The following is a 21,145-nucleotide window of genomic DNA, read 5'->3' on the forward strand; positions in this document are numbered from 1 at the left end:
TTAGTGTTTAATAATTGCATCCCAACTGGCTTCAATTGCCGAGTCGAGATCATCGTCTGTTAGTGTAAAAGTACCTTGAGCATATCTGCGAGCTAAGCAAACACTTGTCTCTAAGCTAAGGCCTGTAAGTATTTCCACATTGAAAGGTTTAAAAACGCCTTGCTCAAGTCCATCGACAAAGAGTTGATTTACTTGGGCAAACATTTCTTTTTCTAGTTCCCTAAATTTTACTAAATCTGTTGTAGGTAATGATTCATATTGATTGCGATTTAAAAAAGTGTTTTTTTCTGAAATAGCAAAATACCAAATGTTTAACCACATTGTACGAAAGCGAACTTTTAAAGGGTCGGTATTGCATACATTTTCTTGAATAGCACAAGCGACACGTTGAAGAATATTCAACTTAATCTCTTGGATCAGGGCTTCTTTATCATCGAAATAGCGATAAATGGTACCAGCAGCAACGCCAGCTTGATTTGCCACTTTTTGCATTGATAGACCACGGAACCCGTCAGTTGCAAGTAATTGTTCTGCTGACTCAAGAATGAGTCTACGTTTCTCCTTCATAAATGAATCCTTATGAAATGAATGAACGTTCATTTATTATTTTAAGTGAGAATGTCCATAAAGTAATCCGTTTTTGTGTCAAGAAACGTAAAGGTCGAGAGTTTTCTTCTATGGTTTACATGGTATTCATACATAGACAGCTTTATTATAGACGCAAATATTCCATTATCGATTTTATAGGTGATTCATGAGACTTAACCCACAGCAAGATGAAGCCGTTAAGTTTGTTTCTGGGCCATGTTTAGTATTGGCAGGCGCAGGCTCAGGTAAAACTCGTGTAATTACGAATAAAATAGCCTATCTAGTACAACAATGCGGGTATAAAGCTCGCAATATTGCTGCGGTTACCTTTACTAATAAAGCGGCGAGAGAGATGAAAGAGCGTGTTGGGCAAACGCTGAACAAACAAGAATCACGAGGGTTATTAGTATCAACATTCCATTCTCTTGGATTAGACATTATTCGTCGTGAATATAAAATATTAGGCCTAAAGGCAGGTTTTTCTCTTTTTGATGATCAAGACCAATTAGCCTTATTAAAAGAACTGACTGAAAAACAAATTGATGGAGACAAGGATCTACTACGTCAACTGCTTAGTTGTATTTCTAAGTGGAAGACTGACATGCTTACCCCAGATCAAGTTAAAGGCATTGTTCGCTCAGAGCAGGAGCAATTATTTGCTTTCTGTTATGAGATGTATTTAACGCAAATGAAAGCGTATAACGCATTAGATTTTGATGATTTAATCTCATTGCCGGTGTTATTGTTGAGAAATAATCAGGATGTACGTGAGCGTTGGCAGATGAAACTTCGCTATTTATTAGTGGATGAATATCAAGATACCAATACTAGCCAATATGAATTAGTAAAATTGCTTGTTGGTGAAAGAGGTCGATTGACCGTAGTAGGAGATGATGATCAATCTATTTATTCGTGGCGTGGAGCAAAACCTCAAAACCTTATTTTATTGAGTGAAGACTACCCTAATTTGAAAGTCATTAAATTAGAGCAGAATTATCGTTCAACGAGTCGAATTTTACGTGCAGCCAACATACTGATTGCTAATAATCCTCATGCATTTGAAAAACGGTTATTTTCTGAAATCCCTGATGGTGAGCAGATAAAGATTCTGACAGCGAAAGATGATGCGCACGAAGCCGAACGAGTTGTCGGTGAGATCATTGCTCATCGTTTCCTTAATCGAACCGATTATAAAGATTACGCAGTACTTTATCGTGGGAATCATCAGTCTCGACTTATTGAAAAATCACTAATGCAAAACCGCGTGCCTTATAAGATTTCTGGGGGGACTTCCTTTTTCTCTCGTTCAGAAATCAAAGACATCATGGCTTATCTTCGTCTTCTGACTAACCCTGATGACGATAATGCGTTTTTGCGTGTCGTAAACACACCTCGACGTGAAATTGGCCCTGTTACTTTAGAGAAGCTAGGTACGTATGCCAACATGCGTGGAAAAAGTTTGTTTGAAGCTTGTTTTGAAATGGGGTTAGAACAAACCTTATCTGGTCGAGGGCTTGAGTCACTGCGTCGATTTGGTCATTGGGTTGTTTCTATATCAGAAAATGCTGAGCGAGGTAATACCGTAGAGGCGGTGCGATCACTAGTAAAAGACATTCACTACGAAGATTGGTTGTACGAAACATCACCTAGCGCGAAAGCTGCAGAAATGCGCATGAAAAATGTATCTGATTTATATTCTTGGATTGTGGCTGATTTAGAAGGTGATAATTATGATAAAGAAGAGAAAACATTAAAAGAAGTCGTATTGCGCTTAACACTGCGAGATATGATGGAGCGTGGAGAAGATGAAGATGGTGCTGACCAAGTGCAGTTAATGACATTGCATGCATCAAAAGGCTTAGAATTCCCTTATGTGTATTTGATTGGGGCAGAAGAAGGTATTTTACCGCATCAAACCAGTGTTGATGAAGACAACGTAGAAGAAGAACGTCGTTTGGCGTATGTGGGTATTACGCGAGCAAAAAAAGAGCTGACTTTTACATTGTGTAAAGAGCGTCGTCAGTATGGTGAGCTAATTCGTCCCACACCAAGCCGTTTTTTAGAAGAGCTTCCGCAAGATGATTTAGATTGGGAAATGAAAAAACCTAAGCCGACTCAAGAAGAGAGAATGGAAAAAGGGAAAAGTAATATTGCTCATCTGCGTGCTATGTTGAAAAAATAGCCTCTTAATTTAAAGAATAAATAAAAATGCCCACATACCTGATTTGGTATTGTGGGCATTTTTGTACCAGTTAAATAAGCGGTACCTAATCTGCGGTATCTTACAGTCCTTTGATTAAATGGTCGATTGCAGCAACCAGCTCATCATCAGAACAATTCATACAGGTTCCACGTGCTGGCATTGCATTAAAACCGTTAATCGCATGATCTTTTAGAACATCCATACCTTTTGCGATACGAGGAGCCCAATCTGCTGCATTTTGAGTTTTTGGTGCGCCAGCTGCGCCAGTTGAGTGACATGCAATACAAAAGGTGTTGTATACCTGATCACCCGTACGAGGACCGGTTGGTTCTTCAACAACGGGTACATCACTTGCCAAATAGACTTGGCCTACTGGTTTAATTCGCTCAGCAATTGCATCGTCAGCATTGTTTGCAGCAAAAGAGGCTGTTGAAAAAGTTAATGCAGCAACTATTGCGACGATGGTGTTACGAATTGATTTATCCATTAAGCTCACTTTACACTCCCAGTTATTATTATTGGCTTAGCGCCATCTTTTTATTTCATTTACTAAGTAATTAGCAGCATAAGAAAAAATCGCCGCGTTAAGCTTGTGTAAACATTGAGTGATTATATCTGCTTAAATTGTTGCAATAAACCACTGAACCCCAAGAAAATGAGTATAAATACAAAGGAATTGTTTAAAAAGAGACCAAACGACAAAAAAGCAAAAAAAACACTAGACGAAGGACACCCATATCCGTATTATTCCTCTCCGCCGATAGGGTATACGCCCGTAGCTCAGTTGGATAGAGCGTTGGCCTCCGGAGCCAAAGGTCGAAGGTTCGAATCCTTTCGGGCGTGCCATCCGGAATAGAAATTAAAGGCACAGAAAACGTAACAAAGTAGTGGTGGCTATAGCTCAGTTGGTAGAGCCCTGGATTGTGATTCCGGTGGTCGCGAGTTCGAATCTCGTTAGCCACCCCATTATTTTGGTAACCAAGTTTACTTAGTAAATGAACGTTTCCAGTTTTGATTCAAGTAACATCCCAAGAATCGAAACGAAATTTGTCGGTGAATAGCGCAGCTTGGTAGCGCATCTGGTTTGGGACCAGAGGGTCGGGGGTTCGAATCCCTCTTCACCGACCACTATTTCAATAATCGCAGTAGCGGTTATATAAAAAATTTGTGGTGGCTATAGCTCAGTTGGTAGAGCCCTGGATTGTGATTCCGGTGGTCGCGAGTTCGAATCTCGTTAGCCACCCCATTAATTTTAAGGTAACTAAGTTTACTCCGTAAATGATGTTCCCTATTTTGATTCAAGTAACATCCCAAGAATCAAATAAAAAATCGGTGAATAGCGCAGCTTGGTAGCGCATCTGGTTTGGGACCAGAGGGTCGGGGGTTCGAATCCCTCTTCACCGACCACATTTAAAAGCCTCGTCAGAAATGACGAGGCTTTTTTCATTTCTGCGTTATATTATTCTAACCTTCATCACAAAATCATTATTTTAAGTTGTGCTTTTACTCTTCTTTTTCTTCTTCTCTTTCTAAGTTTCTATCGCTTGATTTTACCTTTATTTTGATTATATCCACTAAGTTATAAAGGGTTTTTAGATATTAAATCCTAAATAACCCGCTTAAACCAATTAAACGTTTGCTTATAAATGTTACGACTATTTATGTAAAGTTATCTAAATTAGAACGTAAGCAGTTTTACTTCCTATTTATTTAATTATTAGTAACTGGTTGTTTATTATTGATTTTGTGCTTATCTCAATAGCGATAGATATCGATTAAAGCGAATGGTAATGATTATTTATGCAGTAAAAAGGCATATAGTAGATTTATGCTCTTTGATTGTTGCTTTTTTGTGAATAATTGACTACATTGATGTTCTTATCAAGTAACTGCTGTTCATCACAGTTATGAATGGAATCAATATACAGACAGGGCAGGATGCTGCCGAGTAGTCGGAGTCTGATAATGTCACTTTTAGAAGTTAAAAATTTACGTATCGAATACCCATCTCGTCATGGTGTTCATGCCGCAGTAAAATCATTGTCGCTTTCAATAGAGCGTGGCGAGATTGTTGGCGTTGTTGGTGAGTCAGGTGCGGGGAAATCAACAGTAGGTAATGCTGTCATTGATTTATTGAGCCCTCCAGGCGTTATCGCCAGCGGAGAGGTGTTTTTAGATGGTGAGAAGATCTCTGGTCTATCAACAGAAGAGATGCGAAAAGTGAGAGGTTCTAAAATAGGATTTATTTTCCAAGATCCGATGACATCTCTAAATCCTCTATTTACTGTTGAACAGCAAATTATAGAAACCATTCATGCTAATTTGAAAGTATCATCAGAAGAGGCCTATGAGCGTGCTTTGTCTCTGATGAACCAAGTTGGTATACCACAACCTGAAAACCGCCTTAAACAGTATCCACACCAGTTCTCTGGTGGTATGCGTCAGCGTGTTGTGATTGCGATAGCGTTAGCTGGTGAGCCAGATTTAATTATTGCAGATGAGCCAACAACGGCGCTTGATGTCTCTATTCAGGATCAAATCCTAAGTCTTATCCGAGATCTCTGCGTTAAGAAAAACGTAGGTTGCATGTTGGTTACTCATGATATGGGCGTAGTTTCTAACGTTACCGATAAAGTCGCTGTAATGTTTCGTGGGGATTTGGTTGAGTTTGGTAAAACAGAAAAAGTATTGGGTAATCCTGATCATTCATACACACGTAGCTTGATATCTGCGGTTCCTCGTTCTGATATAAAATTAGACCGCTTTCCTTTGGTAAGTTATTATAGAAGAAGCGGTTAAGCATGAATGTATCGATGTAAAAACACATTGGTTAGGACAAAGCCAAGATCAACGTGAATGTTCTGGCCCATTGTTAAAAGTGGATAATGTCAGTCTTCGCTTTGTGACGAAAGACTCTATGTTTGAAAGTCGTCGAGAATACGTTCAAGCTTCAGATAATGTCAGTTTTGAAATTCATGAAGGTGAAACCTTCGGTCTCGTTGGAGAATCAGGCTCTGGTAAATCGACCATTGCTCGGGTTATTACCGGTTTATATCCGCCAAATTCAGGATCGGTTACCTTTGAAGGGGTTGATCTTACTGCGCTTAAATCTGAAAAAGAGCGTCGCCCAATGCGTCGTCAAATGCAGATGGTATTTCAAAACCCATATACCTCAATGAATCCACGCATGAAAATCTTCGATATCATTGCAGAACCGATTCGCTTCCATAAATTAACGCGTTCAGAATCAGAAACGCAACAGATCGTTAATGATCTTTTGGATCATGTGGGTCTAGGCCGAATGGCTGCATTGAAGTACCCGCATGAGTTTTCTGGTGGTCAGCGTCAACGTATTTCTATTGCGCGTGCACTTGCTACTCGCCCTCGTTTATTAATTTGTGATGAGCCAACGTCTGCTTTGGATGTATCGGTTCAGGCACAAATCCTCAACTTATTAAAAGATTTACAAGATGAGTTAAATTTAACCATGTTGTTTATCAGCCACGATTTACCCGTTATTCGTCAGATGTGTGATCGTGTGGGTGTAATGCAAATGGGGAAATTGCTTGAAGTTGCCCCAACAGAAAACCTATATACGAACCCACAACACGAATACAGCAAAAAATTAATTTCTCTTATGCCTGAATTTAAAGGGTTAAGAGAAGGGTAACAACGGTGAAAACCGTCTAATAATAAATAAAATACAACAAACTAGGGATTGATTCCCGCATAAGGCGTTATGCAATGAAAACCATTAAGACTAAATTAGCGATCGCGATTATGGCTGCAGGCTTAAGCTTTAGTGCTGCTGCGGCAGATATTACGGTAGCTTATGATGCTGATCCAGTATCTCTTGACCCACATGAGCAACTATCAGGCGGTACACTGCAACTGTCTCACATGGTGTTTGATCCCCTAGTTCGTTATACGCAAGAGTTCGACTTTGAACCTCGTTTGGCTGAAAAATGGGAACGTGTCGATGACAAAACGTTCCGTTTTACGTTACGTAAAGGTGTGAAGTTCCATTCTGGCAATACAATGACTGCAGATGATGTGGTATGGACATTTAATCGTCTTAAAGACTCTGCGGATTTTAAAGCGATTTTCGCACCGTATGAAAAATTAGTAAAAATTGATGATTACACCGTAGAACTTATTTCTAAAGGCGCTTATCCGTTGGTTCTTCAAACCGCGACTTACCTTTTCCCTATGGATAGCAAGTTCTACTCAGGAAAAACTGAAGATGGTAAAGATAAAGATGAAATCGTAAAACACGGTAATTCATTTACTTCAACGCACATCTCTGGTACTGGCCCATTTGTTGTTAAGTCTCGTGAACAAGGCGTGAAAGTCGTGTTTGATCGTTTTGACGGTTACTGGGATAAAAATTCTCCAGGTAACGTCGATGAGCTGACTTTGGTTCCAATTAAAGAAAATGCAACACGTGTTGCTGCGCTTCTTTCTGGTGACGTAGACGTTATCGCCCCTGTGGCACCGAATGATCACAAGCGAGTGAAAAATACGAAGGGTATCGATTTAGTTACATTACCTGGTACTCGTCTAATTTCATTCCAAATGAATCAAACAAGCAACGAAGCATTAAAAGATGTACGTGTTCGTCAAGCTATCGTTCATGCAATCAATAACGAAGGTATCGTTAAGAAAATCATGAAAGGCTTTGCGACAGCGGCCGGTCAGCAATCTCCTCCAGGTTATTCTGGCTATGATGCTGATTTGGTTCCACGTTATGATCTTAAAAAAGCAAAAGAGTTGATGAAAGAAGCGGGTTACGAGAATGGCTTCAAACTTAGCATGATGGCGCCAAATAACCGTTATGTGAATGATGCAAAAATCGCTCAAGCTGCGGCAGCAATGCTGTCTAAGATCGGAATCAAAGTGGATCTTAAAACGTTGCCAAAAGCACAATACTGGCCTGAATTTGATGTTTGTTCTGCGGACATGATGATGATCGGTTGGCACTCAGATACAGAAGATTCAGCGAACCTTACTGAATTCTTAACGATGACTCGTAACGAAGAAACGGGTAAAGGTCAGTATAACTGTGGCCATTATTCAAACCCTGAAGTTGATCGTCTAATTGAAGCGGCAAACGTAGAAACGGATCCAGCGAAACGCAGTGAGATGCTGAAAACAGTGGAAGACACGTTGTATAACGACGCGGCGTTTGTTCCTCTGCATTGGCAAAATCTTGCGTGGGGTGCAAAATCAAATATTGATATTCAACCAATTGTTAACTCGATGGAATACCCATACTTTGGTGACTTAGTTGTTAAGTAAGTACTAACTATATAATCAATTAGGTTGCTTTGAATGAGTCAAAGCAACCTTTGTTTATAATAAAAAGCAAGACCAACAATATGTTAGGCATGAAATTTTATCATGTCATTCTTAGGATAGATTAAGGGGACAAGGAATGTTTACGTTTCTGGTCAAGCGCCTGTTTCAGGCTCTGATAGTGATGTTTGTGATCAGTCTGGTTGCGTTTTCCATTCAAGATAACTTGGGTGACCCGTTACGTGAATTGGTTGGACAATCAGTTTCAGAATCCGAGCGTCAAGCTCTGAGAGATGATCTTGGGTTAAATGACCCATTCGTCACAAAGTATACTCGTTTTATTACTAATGCGGTTCAAGGTGACTTGGGCACGTCTTACTTCTTTAAAAAACCAGCGGTTGAAGTCATTCTTGATAAGCTCGTTGCCACTCTTGAATTGGTGTTGGGATCGGCGTTAATCATTATCTGTTTATCGATACCTCTTGGTGTGTATTCTGCGATTCATCCCAAAAGCTTTTTTACCAAAGCGATCATGGCGTTCAGTAGTATTGGTATTTCGATACCGGTCTTCTTAACGGCAATCATGCTGATGTATGTGTTTTCTATTGAGTTAAATTGGTTACCGTCTTATGGGCGAGGAGAGACTTATAATTTACTCGGTTGGGAATCTGGATTCTTTACTATTGATGGCTTGGCACATTTAGTATTGCCATGTGTGTCTCTTGCCTCAATTATGCTGCCTTTATTTATTCGTTTGGTTCGCTCAGAAATGATCGAAGTACTGAGTTCTGAATACATCAAGTTTGCAAAAGCAAAAGGCATCGCAACAAACAAAATTTATTATCAACATGCGCTTAAAAATACCATGTTACCGGTACTTACTGTGGGTGGTGTTCAAATCGGTACGATGGTGGCTTATACCATTCTTACTGAAACGGTATTCCAATGGCCGGGTACTGGTTTCTTATTTTTAGAAGCGATTAACCGTGTCGATACTCCATTGATTACGGCTTACGTTATCTTTGTAGGTTTGATCTTCGTCGTAACCAATACGATTGTCGATTTGTTATATGGATTAATTAACCCAACGGTAGATATTACAGGGAAAGGAGCGTAATCATGAACACGACAACTAACCGCGTTCCAACGCGTTGGGAACGATTTAAATCATCGGATTTTTTGTACTATTTCTTACGTGACAAAGTAGCAATGTTTAGCTTTGCTGTTTTTGTTGTGTTTGTATTAGGGGCGCTACTTTCACCCGTTCTAGCACCAAGTAATCCATACGATCTAAGTTCTATCGACATCATGGATTCAGAATTGCCACCTTCTTGGATGGAGGAAGGAGATGAACGTTTTCTTCTCGGAACCGATGACCAAGGTCGAGATGTACTTTCAACGATTCTTTATGGTTCACGTTTATCACTGACGATTGGTTTTCTAGCGGTAGCAGTACAACTGACTCTCGGTATCGTTATTGGTCTTTCTGCGGGCTATTTCGGTGGACGAATTGATAGCTTCTTAATGCGCTTTGCGGATGTGCAGTTATCATTCTCAACCATGATGGTTGCGATTATCGTTTCAGCTATCTTTAAAGCCAGTTTTGGAACCGAATTCTTTAGTCAGTACGCGGTGATCATGTTGGTTGTGATTATTGGTATTGCTGAATGGCCACAATATGCACGTACTATTCGCGCCTCTGTATTGGCCGAGAAACAAAAAGAATACGTTGAAGCGGCTAAAGTGATGGGGTTCCGTTCGCCAAGAATCATGTTTCGTCATATTCTGCCGAACTGTTTGTCTCCCATTTTGGTTATTTCTACGGTACAGATTGCAAATGCGATTATGTCTGAGGCGGCTCTGTCCTTCTTAGGTTTAGGCCTACCGGTAGACCAACCTTCATTAGGCTCATTAATCAGTATTGGTTTTAACTATATCTTCTCTGGGTCGTGGTGGATTACCGCTTTCCCTGGATTAGTATTAGTGGCCCTCGTTCTTGTGATTAATTTACTGGGCGATTGGCTGAGAGACGTGTTTAATCCTAAAATTTATAAGGGTTAATAGAAGAAAGCATATAGAAAGCGGTGATTGAATCATCGCTTTTTTTTGTTGTGTATAACGTGAATATTGTCTTACAAACTAAGATTACCGTCTTATTTTGTTGTTTTATTGACTAATTTGTCGCTTTTACTGGCAATAGTTAGCTTAGTTGTTAGGATCATCCTGTGTGTTTAAATATTTTAAAGCGAGTATTTGAATTAAACCAAAACAGAGAGCTAAGGCTCGAAGTGAGGAATAATGAGTAGAAATAAGGATAAGTACAGTATAGATAACACGGATTATACTGTTGGACAGGATAACGTTCAAAAATGGGGATTGGATATTCATAATACCGTCTTCGGCATTAGTGCTGGTTTAATTGCACTCTTCTTAATTGCGGTTGCAGTGACTGATCCAGAAACCGCTAAGACGGTTCTAAATGGTTTAAAATCACAAATTATCAATGCATTTGATGGTTTGTTTATGTGGTCTGCGAATATCTTTGTGGTTTTCTGCTTAGCATTAATTGTGTCTCCATTCGGTAAGATCCGCCTTGGTGGTGATAAAGCGAAACCCGATTATTCGATGATCTCTTGGATTGCGATGTTATTTGCTGCGGGCATGGGCATCGGTCTTATGTTCTGGGGGGTTGCTGAACCTGTTGCTTACTTTACCGGTTGGTTTGGAACGCCGTTAGGTGTTGAAGCTTATACTCCAGAAGCAAGGCAACTCGCGCTTGGTGCGACCATGTTCCACTGGGGTATTCACCCGTGGGCTATTTATGGTGTCGTTGCTTTATCACTGGCCTTCTTTTCTTACAATAAAGGCTTACCGCTTTCTATGCGTTCAATCTTCTATCCAATTTTAGGGGATCGTACATGGGGGTGGCCTGGTCACATTGTTGATATTCTTGCCGTTCTTGCTACCTTATTTGGTCTTGCGACTTCTCTAGGTCTTGGTGCACAACAAGCAGCAAGTGGCTTCCAGCATGTGTTTGGTATTGAAGGTGGCTTAGGTTTACAAGTTGCGATTATTTTCATTGTTACGTTACTTGCCGTTGTGTCGGTAATGCGCGGTATTGATGGTGGCGTAAAAATTATCAGTAATATCAATATGATCATTGCGATAGTGTTTGTTGTTTTTGTTGCTTTAGTTACCTTTGCGGTTTCTATGGGGGCGATCCCAACAACGATCATGGGTTATATTGAAAATATTATTCCATTGAGTAATCCAAGTGGTCGTGATGATGAAGCGTGGATGCACGGTTGGACAGTGACTTACTGGGCGTGGTGGATTTCATGGTCTCCATTTGTTGGTATGTTTATCGCTCGAGTATCTCGTGGTCGTACGGTTCGTGAGTTCTTGATTGCGGTATTAGTGGTTCCAACTGTCTTTACTGTGCTGTGGATGTCTACTTTTGGTGGCGTTGCGATTGATCAAGTGATGAATAATGTGGGTACATTGGGGACTGATGGATTAACCGACGTCTCTCTGGCGATGTTCCAAATGTTTGATGCTCTGCCTATGGGTAATGTTTTATCTATGATTGCTGTTGTTCTGGTGTTGGTCTTCTTTATTACCTCATCGGATTCAGGCTCATTGGTTATCGATAGTATTACCGCTGGTGGTAAAGTTGATGCGCCAATTCCACAACGTGTTTTTTGGGCGTTCATGGAAGGGGCAATTGCCGTTGCTCTATTATGGGTAGGTGGAACACAAGCGGTTGAAGCGCTTCAAGCAGGTGCGATTTCTACCGCACTGCCGTTTACCATTATTCTATTAGTGATGTGTGTCAGTTTGCTTATGGGCATGAGAACAGAGAAACATAATCGTTCTTAATGTTTGAGTAACTGATAAATAAAAAGCCGATGAAGATTATTATCTTCATCGGCTTTTTTATTTCTTGCGGTTTCTATTGCTTAATTATTGCCAGATTTTTCTGATCGGGTCATTTTCAGAGAAATGGTAGCGGATTTGAGCTTGAAACAGTTCAGCGGTTGCTATGGCATCGGTTAACGCATGATGCGGGGCATATGCTGGTAAACCATAGCGTGAGCGGCTATTGGCTAACCGAATGGATTCAGGGCGCTTTCCTTTAATCCAATTAATTAATCCTTTCGCTTGTTCTTGTTGAAAGTCCCCTTCAATTTGCATCGTATCGACGATAGGAAAAACGATGCCTTCGCCAATAAGATTACGTAAGTTGATATCAAAGAAGTCACGTTCGATTTTACGATAATGAACCACGACCACTTTGCCTGCCAATGCATCCAATACTTTCTCTAAAATACGGCGTAAATCAGGGGCACCTTGTAAATCTGAGTGAGTGATACCATGAATAACGACCGAGTTTTCTTCTAGGCTATCTTGTGCTTTAACAAACCAATGTTGCGATTCACGACAACGAATACGCTCTAAGGTAAACGGAACTAATCCGATACTAATGATGCTGTTTTGGTTTGCATCTAACCCTGTGGTTTCAAAATCTAAAGCAACAAACTCAATTTCTTTGAGTGGTGTTTCTTCTTCATAAGTCCCTGTTTGGTAGAAATTTTTAAGGCGCTGATCTTTACTTGCTTCGTATTTATGAGTAAAGAAAGCGGTCCAGTTTAAAATTTCTTGATGAGTGTTAGAAATCATTATTCACTCCTAGAATTTGCTGGCGCTATAGCGAAATTTAAGGAAGTTTTGTGCATTGCTGAGTACTTGGAACGCATCCTTTAAATTTCGGCGTTCAAAATCAGACATGTTTTCAGGCTCAATATTATTATCCGGTTCAATGTTTGCTTCGACATCTAACGCTTGGTGACGTAAACGAACCAAAGAAATCAATTCCATCGCATGATGTAAATCTCCGCCTTTTGATTTTGGCAGAATACCGGCTTCAATAATGTCATCTAAACGTTCAAAGGAGTTTTGGGCTTGAGAGCCAATAGCCAAAGCATGAACACGAATAAGATCAGCAAGGGGGGCGGTTCCGCGACGTTTTAAGTTGATCGAGTTATTATGGCGACCATCTTTCTCCATCACGAAGTCTTTAAAGAACCCCAGTGGTGGCGTTCGGCGTAAGCCGTTTCGAGCAAGACAAGCAAGGAAACGATTGTTCTTTTTCGCACGACGAACAATAAAGCCATTTAACTGCTCAGCCCATTTAGTACGGCCATAAACGCCATTTAAATCGAAGAAGATAGAGCTGTTTAATAATGCCTGAGGATCTGGGTTATCAATCCAGTCAGCAAAGCATTCTTCCCATTCCGATTGAGTTTTACGCCATTCAGGATTGGTTGCCATGATATCGCCAGTACAATAGGTATAACCACATGCCGCTAAACCATCACAAACAAAAGCCGATAAGGCTTTAAAATAGTCACCGTGTTCGGCTTCATTGTAGTCATTGTCTAAAATAATTGCGTTATCTTGGTCAGTTACAATCAGTTGTTCATCGCGAGCCATTGATCCTAATGCTAAGAAACAATAAGGCACAGGTGGGTGACCTAATTCTTCTTCAGCGAGCTCTAATAAACGTTGTTTGAAGCTGCGACCAATTTCAGACATCGCGCTACCCACCATGTGTGAGTTGGCATCTTCGTTTACCATTCGTACAAAACAATCTTTAAGTTGAGCAGAAAGAATAACGAGATCTTCGATGGTTTGTTGTTGGAAGATACTGCTCACAAATAACAGGCTATTTTGAGATTCATAACGCACGATATCAGAGACTTCAAGTACGCCAATAGGCTGCTTATTACGAAGTACAGGAAGATGATGAACGTTGTAGCGCAACATCATCAACATCGCTTCAAATACATAAGCGTTGTGATCGAGTGAAATCAGCTCTGTCGACATGACTTCTGAAACCGGAGTATCAAAATCTAGTCCGCAGGCGAGGACTTTGGTGCATAAATCACGGTCAGTAATAATGCCAACAAAGTCGTTATCTTCTTCATCGGTATTGATTTCTGGATCGGTAATTAAAACCGCTGAGACATTCTCTTCTGCCATGGTTTTTGCGGCAGATTGAATGGTTTCATATTTGGTGATCATGACTGCTTCACGAGTCAGCAATGTTTTTACTTTTGATGTCGTTAAATCATTGGCGTCATCATGATTACTTTCAACGGCTTGCTTTAGACGAGTGGCATCTTCCACTTCAACGAAATCTGAGAATTCATCATAACGTTCACAATAATCATCAAATACAGATTCAGGTATACAATAAAGAAGAGAATCTTTAAGTGCTTTGGCTGGGAAACGAACTTTATTATTCATTAATAAGCCCATTTGACCAAAAATACTGCCTTGATCCAGTCGGTTATAGAGCTCCCCGTTACGACGATAGACTTCTATAATCCCACTGCGAACCATGTAGAGGTCTTTGATCTCATCACCAAAGCCAATTACCATACTCTCTGCACGGTAATAAGAAATTTCAACGCTTTGGGCGGCTTCTTTTATCGCCTCTTCAGGTAATAAACTGAATGGAGGGTATTGAGATAAAAAATGTTGGATCTCTAACAGTTCAACTTCCATGTGCCACTCGACATAAATAAAGGAGGATAGGCTATAATTTTAGTTTATCGCCTTATGGATAGCCATTTTATTCTATTAAATTACGCGATATGAAAGCATTGGAAATAGGATCTCGGATCTGAAACACAACTTTTGCTATGCTGATAATATTGTTAACGCTGCTTGGGGAAGTCAGATGACTAAATTAATAAACAAAACAGCACTCTCATTTATTGTGCTAAGTAATGTCGTCGTAGTGACAAGCGCGTATGCGAATATAAATTTAACCGATTATTTAACGACAAAAAAAAGTGCCTTAATGTCGGTGTGTGTGCCTAAAGCGTCTACGGCAATGAACGAATTGTCGGAATCTTGCCCGATTGGTGAAGGGTTATGGGGAAACCAGTCAGCAAAGCATGACGAGGGTGACAGTGAATTTTGGATTCAATGCGGTCTTTTTCGTAAGACAATCGATGATGCGGTTATTTCTCGACTTAGTGAGGCGGTGAATGCGCCCATTAATATGAAAAAAGAAGGCGATTTAAATCGCTGTTTGATTGGACCTTACCTAGATTACACCATCGCCAGTAAATCATTAGCAGCTTTACAGCGTGATCGTTTATTTAAGCTTGCTACGTTGAGAGAAGTGGATCTTTCTACCATACCAAAACCGGAGATCATCCCTGAAGTGGTTGCAGAGCCGGAACCTGCTCCGATCACGATTCGCAAAGCTGTGATGATCAATCAAACGCATTTTGTTGTGCCATTCAGTCATGACACCACGGAAGGTTTTTACATGGAAGGTAAAATGCCATGGCTACGAGCAACGGAACAGCACGCCCAAGAGATCTGCCAACGGATAGATATGAATTTAGTTACTAAAGAGCAATGGAAAATATTGGCTGATTCTACGATAATGAAAAAAGATAAATGGCCAATGCAATTGCCTTACTGGGGAGCTAATGATTTAGGCCTCTTTAAAGACGGTTCGACCAAAAAATTAAAGAACACGTCCATGTTGAATGTGGTGTGTACTAAAAAGACAGAAGGTGACGTTGTTGGAAATCCAATTTAAAGGTCGTTGGGACAGTAAGTCTCTGGCGGAAAATCTACAAGAAGCATTAGAAACACTGGAAGAAGAGTTTGGCGTAAAAGCGTTATCAGATATTACGTTGAGTATTTGCTTAGAAGATGAGCACAAAGAAGAGTTAGCATTATTAAGTCCAACAGGACGAGCGTTAGAGTTAATCGTTATTAATAATCCTCGTGATGTGAATGACGGTGAGAAAGCGCCAGTTCTTGAGTTTAAACCTCGGAGCTAATACTTTTATACCGACATAAAAAATCCCAGTCGTTGCTGGGATTTTTGTTTCTACCAATCTTTTCTTCTATTAAACCAGCACTCTTTAGCGACGTATTGAAATTCTTCATACGATAAACATTCTAAGATCGTATCCACCGCCTTGCCATTCATGAAGGTGACAAATAAATCATACAAGCTCATGGCTTCTTCATAATCGTCTTTATTGATAGCAAAAAGAAAGATCACGTGTGCAATCTTTCCGTTTCCCCAATCGATGCCATGAGGAGAAATAATGGTGTATACCTTCGTCTCATTAGCCAATAGCCCCAATGAGTGTGGAATGGCAATTCCTTCACCTAATATGGTTGAGGTGATGTTTTCACGTTCAATCACCGAGTCATAAAACTCAATAGGGGTGATATTGTCTTCTGTGAAATGTGCGGTGAATTTTTTTAACAGCTCAGCTTGTGTCGTTGGTTCTGATAGGACTGAAAAATAACGTTGATCAAAAAATTTATCCAACATGTAAGGGTGGGAGCGATTCATTAATATGAGTTTATTAACCTGCTCTAATTGAAAGCTTGTTGGTAACGGCGAAATAGTAATGGTCGGTCTGTTTTTTTGAGAGACTTTTTCTGTAGAAATAACAAAATCGGCATCCACTTTGGTTAGCGATTCATACTCTCTTACTGAATCAATTTTTTGAATATCTAATTGAGGTAGGGAGCGAAGTAATTGTGATTCTAATAACCGCATAATCGAAGTGCCAGAATCACACACTAACAGTGCTTTTGGCGGCTGTTGTTCTTCTAAAGCAAAGTTACGCTCTAGGCCAACGCCGATATGCATCACGAGATAACCAACCTCGCCATCTGGGATCAAATGTTTACCCCAATGAGAAATAGCCGCAACCGTCATATCGTAGGCCAAAGGATAATAGCGCTTGATATGATCCACTAACGGATTAGGTATCGTAATTTGGTATTTTACGCGCAATATCATGGTGGTGATATGGCACAGTAAATCACGCTTTAATAGCTCATCATTACGTAAATCATAATTGTAGTGTTCGTTTACATAATCTAATAAAAAATGTGTTAACTCTAATTGTTCGGTGTGCTTTTCTGTATCGACAATCGTGACCCCCGTTACTCGGCGAGCCGCAATTTGAATACTCAAGTAATCAATTTCAGATTGAGGAAGAGGAGCACTAAGTAATACTTCAATCGTTTTACTTAGATCAAGGGCAGCGTTTTGCGCTTCATTACTGATTTTTGGTTGATGTACGTGATGAATCACTGAATTTAACTTGACTCGATGCAGAGTGATGCCGCAATACACCAATAAATGATGCAACCCTTCATCGGTTAATCGGATGTGGTTTTGATTAATTAACGTCAGCAAATCTTCTTTTAATGAGGGTAAATTAATCTCAGGAAAGAAGTGGTCACAGACATTAATAAAAGTGCGATCACTGGGTTTAAACTGAAATAAAACATGAGCGATACAGGCTCGTATCGCTTGCTCTTCCCCAAAAAGTTTCAGGCCATGATGGGCTTTACTTACTATCTCTAAATTGTATTGCTCTAAGATCTCTCTGATTTCTGTCATGTCGGCCTGTAAAGAGGTACGACTAACAAACCACTGATTGGCTAAATCGTCTAACTTACATTCTTCCTCTTGAGAGAGAAGGCGCATGATTAAATACACAACGCGATCTTTGGCGTTACGAGGAGAGGTTTTCATTTTTTGAGTCTGTTTCTCAATATCAGAAAATCGAGCTTCATCGTAAATATCGAAATGATAACCCGTTCCACGTTGATGCTGAATTTGAGCGCCATATGAGGCCAAAATATCGTTTAATGCAGAGATATCAGTACGTATGGTTCGAGTCGAAATATCACAACGCTGTGCCAGTTCTTGTTGAGGAAGCGGTTCATGTCTAAGTGCTTCGAATATGGTATTAAGGCGTGGATAAGGCAATTGAATCATAAGAGAACCGAAGTTAAGTGAATTGATGCGTATTAATAATAATATCAACCAGTTTTAAGTAACTAGATATCAATATTTATTGAATGTGTGATTCTTATCTTGAGTTATTTTTTTCGACTAAAAATAAGTCTGTGTATGAGTAAAATAAAAAAGCCAGATCTCTGGGGGCAGCGATCTGGCTTGGAGGAGCAAACTTAGTTAAGCAGTTTTTTAGTCATTTCTAATAGGGTTGTTACGTCTGTTGGGCGTGAATTCCCTGTCGCTTTATCAATAATAGAGCTATAGATGTGAGGAATGATTTTACTTACGCCCGCATCGAGTGCGATTTGCATGATTTCTTCGTAGTTTTCTAGATCAATGCCACCCGTTGGTTCCAACCAAAAGTCTTGTTCTGCACAGGCTTTAGCGACATACGCAAATTCTTCACGACTTTCTAGGCCACCCATTGGGAAGTATTTAACAGAGCTTCCGCCCATGTCTTTTAGCATCGCAATTGCCGTTTCTACAGGAACAATGGCATCTTCAGAGCGAGAGCTTAATGGCCCGGTTGAGATTTTAACCATTCCCACCGTACCGGTGGGTGAAATTAAGCCGTTAACAATACTTTTATCTTGTCCAACTAATGCGCGGCTTGTTGCGACACCCGTAAATACTTGGTTGATGTGTTGTGGTTGTACATGCTGAGAAATAAGGGAAACCATCATTGATTGATTTGGGTCACCTGCACCTAAGCCGACAGAGACCGCATTGTTGGTTACTTCGCTGTATTTTTTCATGTCAGTAACGGCAGTATCAACATCTGGGTAGTTTTTAGATAAAACACCAACCAAAACATGGCCTTCTGCGGCGTTATAAATTTCCCCCGCATTATCAACCGATCCTGCTAATACATTCAGGCATACACGATTTTTGTAGAAATTAGCTTTTAAAGTCATGGAGTGTCTCTCTTAAAATAATGCGTTAATTTTTAGGAAAATAGTATTCAGTTGCGTTGAGTTAACGCTGCGAACATCAATTTCGATAATGCCTTCGTTGGCTTTGTAACCACGGCAATACACCGCAGGGTTACCATTTTGAAGTTGTTTTACAATGTCAGTGGTGGTGGTTTGAAGCTCATCATGATCAAACGCGATTTCTGCTCGCGCAATATCACGACCAGCACTGTCCCAAACCACGCGAGATTTCACCCCATTAATCGAATTGATGTCGCTAATGAATGTTTCCATTTTTGCGACCATTTCTTGGCCTGATTCTTTTTCTACCGTGAGATAATCGGTAATTGCGTGAGTTAAGCCTAATATGCCTTCTTTACCGACTTTCATTGCTCGGCCAATGCCTTGAGATTGTTTTCTTACCCAGTTGATATAGTGTGTTTTACCGACCACTAATCCACTTGTTGGGCCTTCAATGGCTTTAGTTCCACTGTAGATAACAAGATCTGCACCCATTGCAAAATAACCTTGTAGATCTTCTTCGGCAGCCGCATCCACAATTAAGGGTAAGTCATGCTTTTGGGCGACAGCGACGGCTTGTTCAACCGTTAAAATACTTTTTTGAACACAATGATGAGACTTAATGTATAAGATAGCGGCGGTGTTTTTTGTGATTGCCGCTTCTAGCTGTTCTGCTGAACATTCATTGGCATAACCTGCCTCTTTGATCGTACCGCCACCCAGAGTAACCATGGTGCCAACTGGCGCACCAAAGTTCACGTTATGGCCTTTTGGTAGTACAATTTCAGAAGGCACATCATGGGCGTGGGCGTGTAAATTTTCTAATCGATATTGGCTGTCTTTTACAATCACAGCAGCAACGGATTGAGCGATGCCAGCAGAAGCACAAGAGACAACGACAGCGGCATCAACATTAAGAAGATTTGCAATGTATTCTCCGGTTTTGATCACTAAGTCTTTCATATCAAAATATTGACCAAGCCCTTCTGTAACTGCATTTACAACGTCTTCATTTGGCGTTGAAACCCCTAATGCAGTCATGCGACCTGACGCATTAATTACTTCCGTAAGACCGTATTTATCATGAATTGAAGACATTGGTTTGTTCTCCGTGTTGTGTCGTAATAAGTTTGCCTGCAACAATGCTGGCTAAAGGTAAAAAGGATTCTTCACCTTGGCGAGTACCTTGTTCTGAGTCTTCAAAAGTACAGGCTTCATGGTGGATATTAAAAATCGTGATATCGGCGTCTTGGCCTATTTCTAACGTGCCTTTGGTTTCCATTTTTAGTGCATTGGCGGCATTGATAGTGACACAATCAATCACCCGATCCATGGGCAAACCGATACTTAAAAATTTCGACATGATATGAGATAGACTGCGTACCGGTCCTGAAATTCGGTTTTTACAATAAATATCAGAACTGATCGTGTCTGGATAAATGCCTTTTTTAATTGCTTGCTCTGCAACATCAAAACTAAAGCTAGCACCGCCATGGCCAACATCCAAAATAACGCCACGTTTGATGGCTTTTTTCATCGATTCTTTTAATTCACCCTCAGGGGTTAGAATTCGATTTGGCTTTCCGTTATAGCAGTGTGTAATGATGTCGCCTTTTGTTAGTAACTCGGCAATATCATCTAAATTTGGTGGATTATTTCCAACGTGTACCATCAAAGGTAGGTTGTTATTTTGAGCCTGCATTTCTTTGGCTCTGATCAGTGGTGCCAATCCGTTATTTTTTACAACGCTGCCGCTCATTCTTGCTTTTATGCCAACGACAAAGTCTGAATGTTTAGTGATGGCGGTTTTTGCAGCGTCTAAACTAATGTCACTCATGTCAGCGAGTTCATCTTGTCGCAATAAACCAATGCGAGAGATATTTAAAATACTGTATACGTTAGTGGCACTTTGTTGAGTTAATCGATAAAAATCATCGACATCATCAGCACCGACACTGCCGGCATCAACCACGGTAGTCACTCCATGAGTGACACCGATTAAATCGGGTTCATCGTTATAAATTGGCGACGATGGGTAACAATGCGTGTGTGAATCAATCCAACCCGCGCTAAGGAAATGTAACCCTTTTAAATCAACGGTTCTTATCGCAGCGTCGTTAATATCAGATTCAACCCGCGCTATTTTTTCATTTAGAATTGCGACATCAACAAGGCCGCCATTCACTAATTTTCCGTTTTTTATCAGTAAGTCATACATAACTCTTACCTGTGTGACGTAATGCTCTCTCTAATTGAAAGAGC

General features: G+C 40.3%; 15 protein-coding genes, 5 tRNA genes and 1 pseudogene. 13 read left to right on the forward strand and 8 right to left on the reverse strand.

The genetic code is table 11. From position 1 onward, the window contains the following. Entirely contained in the window at positions 1–567 is a 567-nt protein-coding gene (locus VSAL_RS00700) for a TetR/AcrR family transcriptional regulator (protein ID WP_085941775.1), read from the reverse strand. Positions 568–754: 187 nt separating this feature from the next. Here VSAL_RS00700 and rep point away from each other — a divergent pair, with 187 nt between their 5' ends. After that, complete coding sequence (gene rep / locus VSAL_RS00705; protein WP_012548988.1) at positions 755–2,770, forward strand: DNA helicase Rep; 2,016 nt, start codon at positions 755–757, stop codon at positions 2,768–2,770. A gap of 100 nt (positions 2,771–2,870) precedes the next feature. On the opposite strand, the gene VSAL_RS00710 is transcribed toward rep, so the two are convergent. Further along, a complete protein-coding gene (locus tag VSAL_RS00710; protein WP_012548989.1) occupies positions 2,871–3,278 on the reverse strand; it encodes a c-type cytochrome in 408 nt (135 codons plus the stop codon). A gap of 282 nt (positions 3,279–3,560) precedes the next feature. Here VSAL_RS00710 and VSAL_RS00715 point away from each other — a divergent pair. The 10 genes and pseudogenes from VSAL_RS00715 to VSAL_RS00760 all read left to right on the forward strand — a co-directional run bounded on the left by VSAL_RS00715 (position 3,561) and on the right by VSAL_RS00760 (position 11,965). Beyond that, positions 3,561–3,637, forward strand: a tRNA-Arg gene (locus tag VSAL_RS00715). A gap of 44 nt (positions 3,638–3,681) precedes the next feature. Continuing rightward, a tRNA-His gene (locus VSAL_RS00720) sits at positions 3,682–3,757 on the forward strand. Positions 3,758–3,842: 85 nt separating this feature from the next. After that, positions 3,843–3,919, forward strand: a tRNA-Pro gene (locus VSAL_RS00725). Between the two features lie 42 nt (positions 3,920–3,961). Then, positions 3,962–4,037, forward strand: a tRNA-His gene (locus VSAL_RS00730). A gap of 84 nt (positions 4,038–4,121) precedes the next feature. Further along, positions 4,122–4,198: transfer RNA gene (locus VSAL_RS00735), tRNA-Pro, on the forward strand. A 558-nt stretch (positions 4,199–4,756) separates the two neighbouring features. Beyond that, positions 4,757–6,461, forward strand: a pseudogene (locus VSAL_RS00740) (dipeptide ABC transporter ATP-binding protein). Positions 6,462–6,535: 74 nt separating this feature from the next. Next, positions 6,536–8,089 (forward strand): ABC transporter substrate-binding protein, encoded by a 1,554-nt coding sequence (locus tag VSAL_RS00745; protein WP_012548990.1) that lies wholly within the window; start codon positions 6,536–6,538, stop codon positions 8,087–8,089. A gap of 136 nt (positions 8,090–8,225) precedes the next feature. Further along, positions 8,226–9,203: an ABC transporter permease gene (locus VSAL_RS00750; RefSeq protein WP_012548991.1), complete on the forward strand. Its 978-nt coding sequence runs from the start codon at positions 8,226–8,228 to the stop codon at positions 9,201–9,203. A 2-nt stretch (positions 9,204–9,205) separates the two neighbouring features. Further along, positions 9,206–10,147, forward strand: a complete 942-nt coding sequence (locus tag VSAL_RS00755) for an ABC transporter permease (RefSeq protein WP_012548992.1) — start codon at positions 9,206–9,208, stop codon at positions 10,145–10,147. A gap of 237 nt (positions 10,148–10,384) precedes the next feature. After that, the gene (locus VSAL_RS00760; RefSeq protein ID WP_012548993.1) at positions 10,385–11,965 is read left to right on the forward strand and encodes a BCCT family transporter; all 1,581 of its coding nucleotides are present in this window, start codon (positions 10,385–10,387) and stop codon (positions 11,963–11,965) included. An 84-nt stretch (positions 11,966–12,049) separates the two neighbouring features. Here the strand turns inward: VSAL_RS00760 and VSAL_RS00765 are convergent, their stop codons facing one another. Together VSAL_RS00765 and VSAL_RS00770 are read right to left on the reverse strand one after the other, a co-directional pair. Next, on the reverse strand, positions 12,050–12,766 hold the full coding sequence (locus tag VSAL_RS00765) for a 3'-5' exonuclease (protein WP_012548994.1): 717 nt from the start codon (positions 12,764–12,766) through the stop codon (positions 12,050–12,052). A gap of 9 nt (positions 12,767–12,775) precedes the next feature. After that, positions 12,776–14,656 (reverse strand): DUF294 nucleotidyltransferase-like domain-containing protein, encoded by a 1,881-nt coding sequence (locus VSAL_RS00770; RefSeq protein ID WP_012548995.1) that lies wholly within the window; start codon positions 14,654–14,656, stop codon positions 12,776–12,778. A 175-nt stretch (positions 14,657–14,831) separates the two neighbouring features. Here VSAL_RS00770 and VSAL_RS00775 point away from each other — a divergent pair, with 175 nt between their 5' ends. Beyond that, positions 14,832–15,710 carry a hypothetical protein gene (locus tag VSAL_RS00775; protein WP_012548996.1) on the forward strand — a complete coding sequence of 293 codons (879 nt, stop codon included), beginning with the start codon at positions 14,832–14,834 and terminating at the stop codon, positions 15,708–15,710. Beyond that, positions 15,685–15,957 carry a hypothetical protein gene (locus tag VSAL_RS00780; RefSeq protein WP_085941776.1) on the forward strand — a complete coding sequence of 91 codons (273 nt, stop codon included), beginning with the start codon at positions 15,685–15,687 and terminating at the stop codon, positions 15,955–15,957. The genes VSAL_RS00775 and VSAL_RS00780 overlap by 26 nt, the downstream gene beginning before the upstream one ends. A gap of 50 nt (positions 15,958–16,007) precedes the next feature. Here the strand turns inward: VSAL_RS00780 and VSAL_RS00785 are convergent, their stop codons facing one another. The 4 genes from VSAL_RS00785 to VSAL_RS00800 form a co-directional block, all read right to left on the reverse strand. Continuing rightward, positions 16,008–17,930, reverse strand: coding sequence for a BglG family transcription antiterminator (locus VSAL_RS00785; RefSeq protein ID WP_044583152.1), 1,923 nt, complete (start codon positions 17,928–17,930; stop codon positions 16,008–16,010). Between the two features lie 194 nt (positions 17,931–18,124). Further along, on the reverse strand, positions 18,125–18,865 hold the full coding sequence (gene dagF / locus VSAL_RS00790; protein ID WP_012548999.1) for a 2-dehydro-3-deoxy-phosphogluconate aldolase: 741 nt from the start codon (positions 18,863–18,865) through the stop codon (positions 18,125–18,127). Between the two features lie 12 nt (positions 18,866–18,877). Then, entirely contained in the window at positions 18,878–19,981 is a 1,104-nt protein-coding gene (locus VSAL_RS00795; RefSeq protein WP_044583153.1) for a DgaE family pyridoxal phosphate-dependent ammonia lyase, read from the reverse strand. After that, positions 19,965–21,101, reverse strand: coding sequence for an amidohydrolase/deacetylase family metallohydrolase (locus VSAL_RS00800; protein WP_012549001.1), 1,137 nt, complete (start codon positions 21,099–21,101; stop codon positions 19,965–19,967). The genes VSAL_RS00795 and VSAL_RS00800 overlap by 17 nt, the downstream gene beginning before the upstream one ends. Positions 21,102–21,145: the final 44 nt, after the last annotated feature.

The sequence above is a fragment of the Aliivibrio salmonicida LFI1238 genome (assembly GCF_000196495.1).
Taxonomy (GTDB): domain Bacteria; phylum Pseudomonadota; class Gammaproteobacteria; order Enterobacterales; family Vibrionaceae; genus Aliivibrio; species Aliivibrio salmonicida.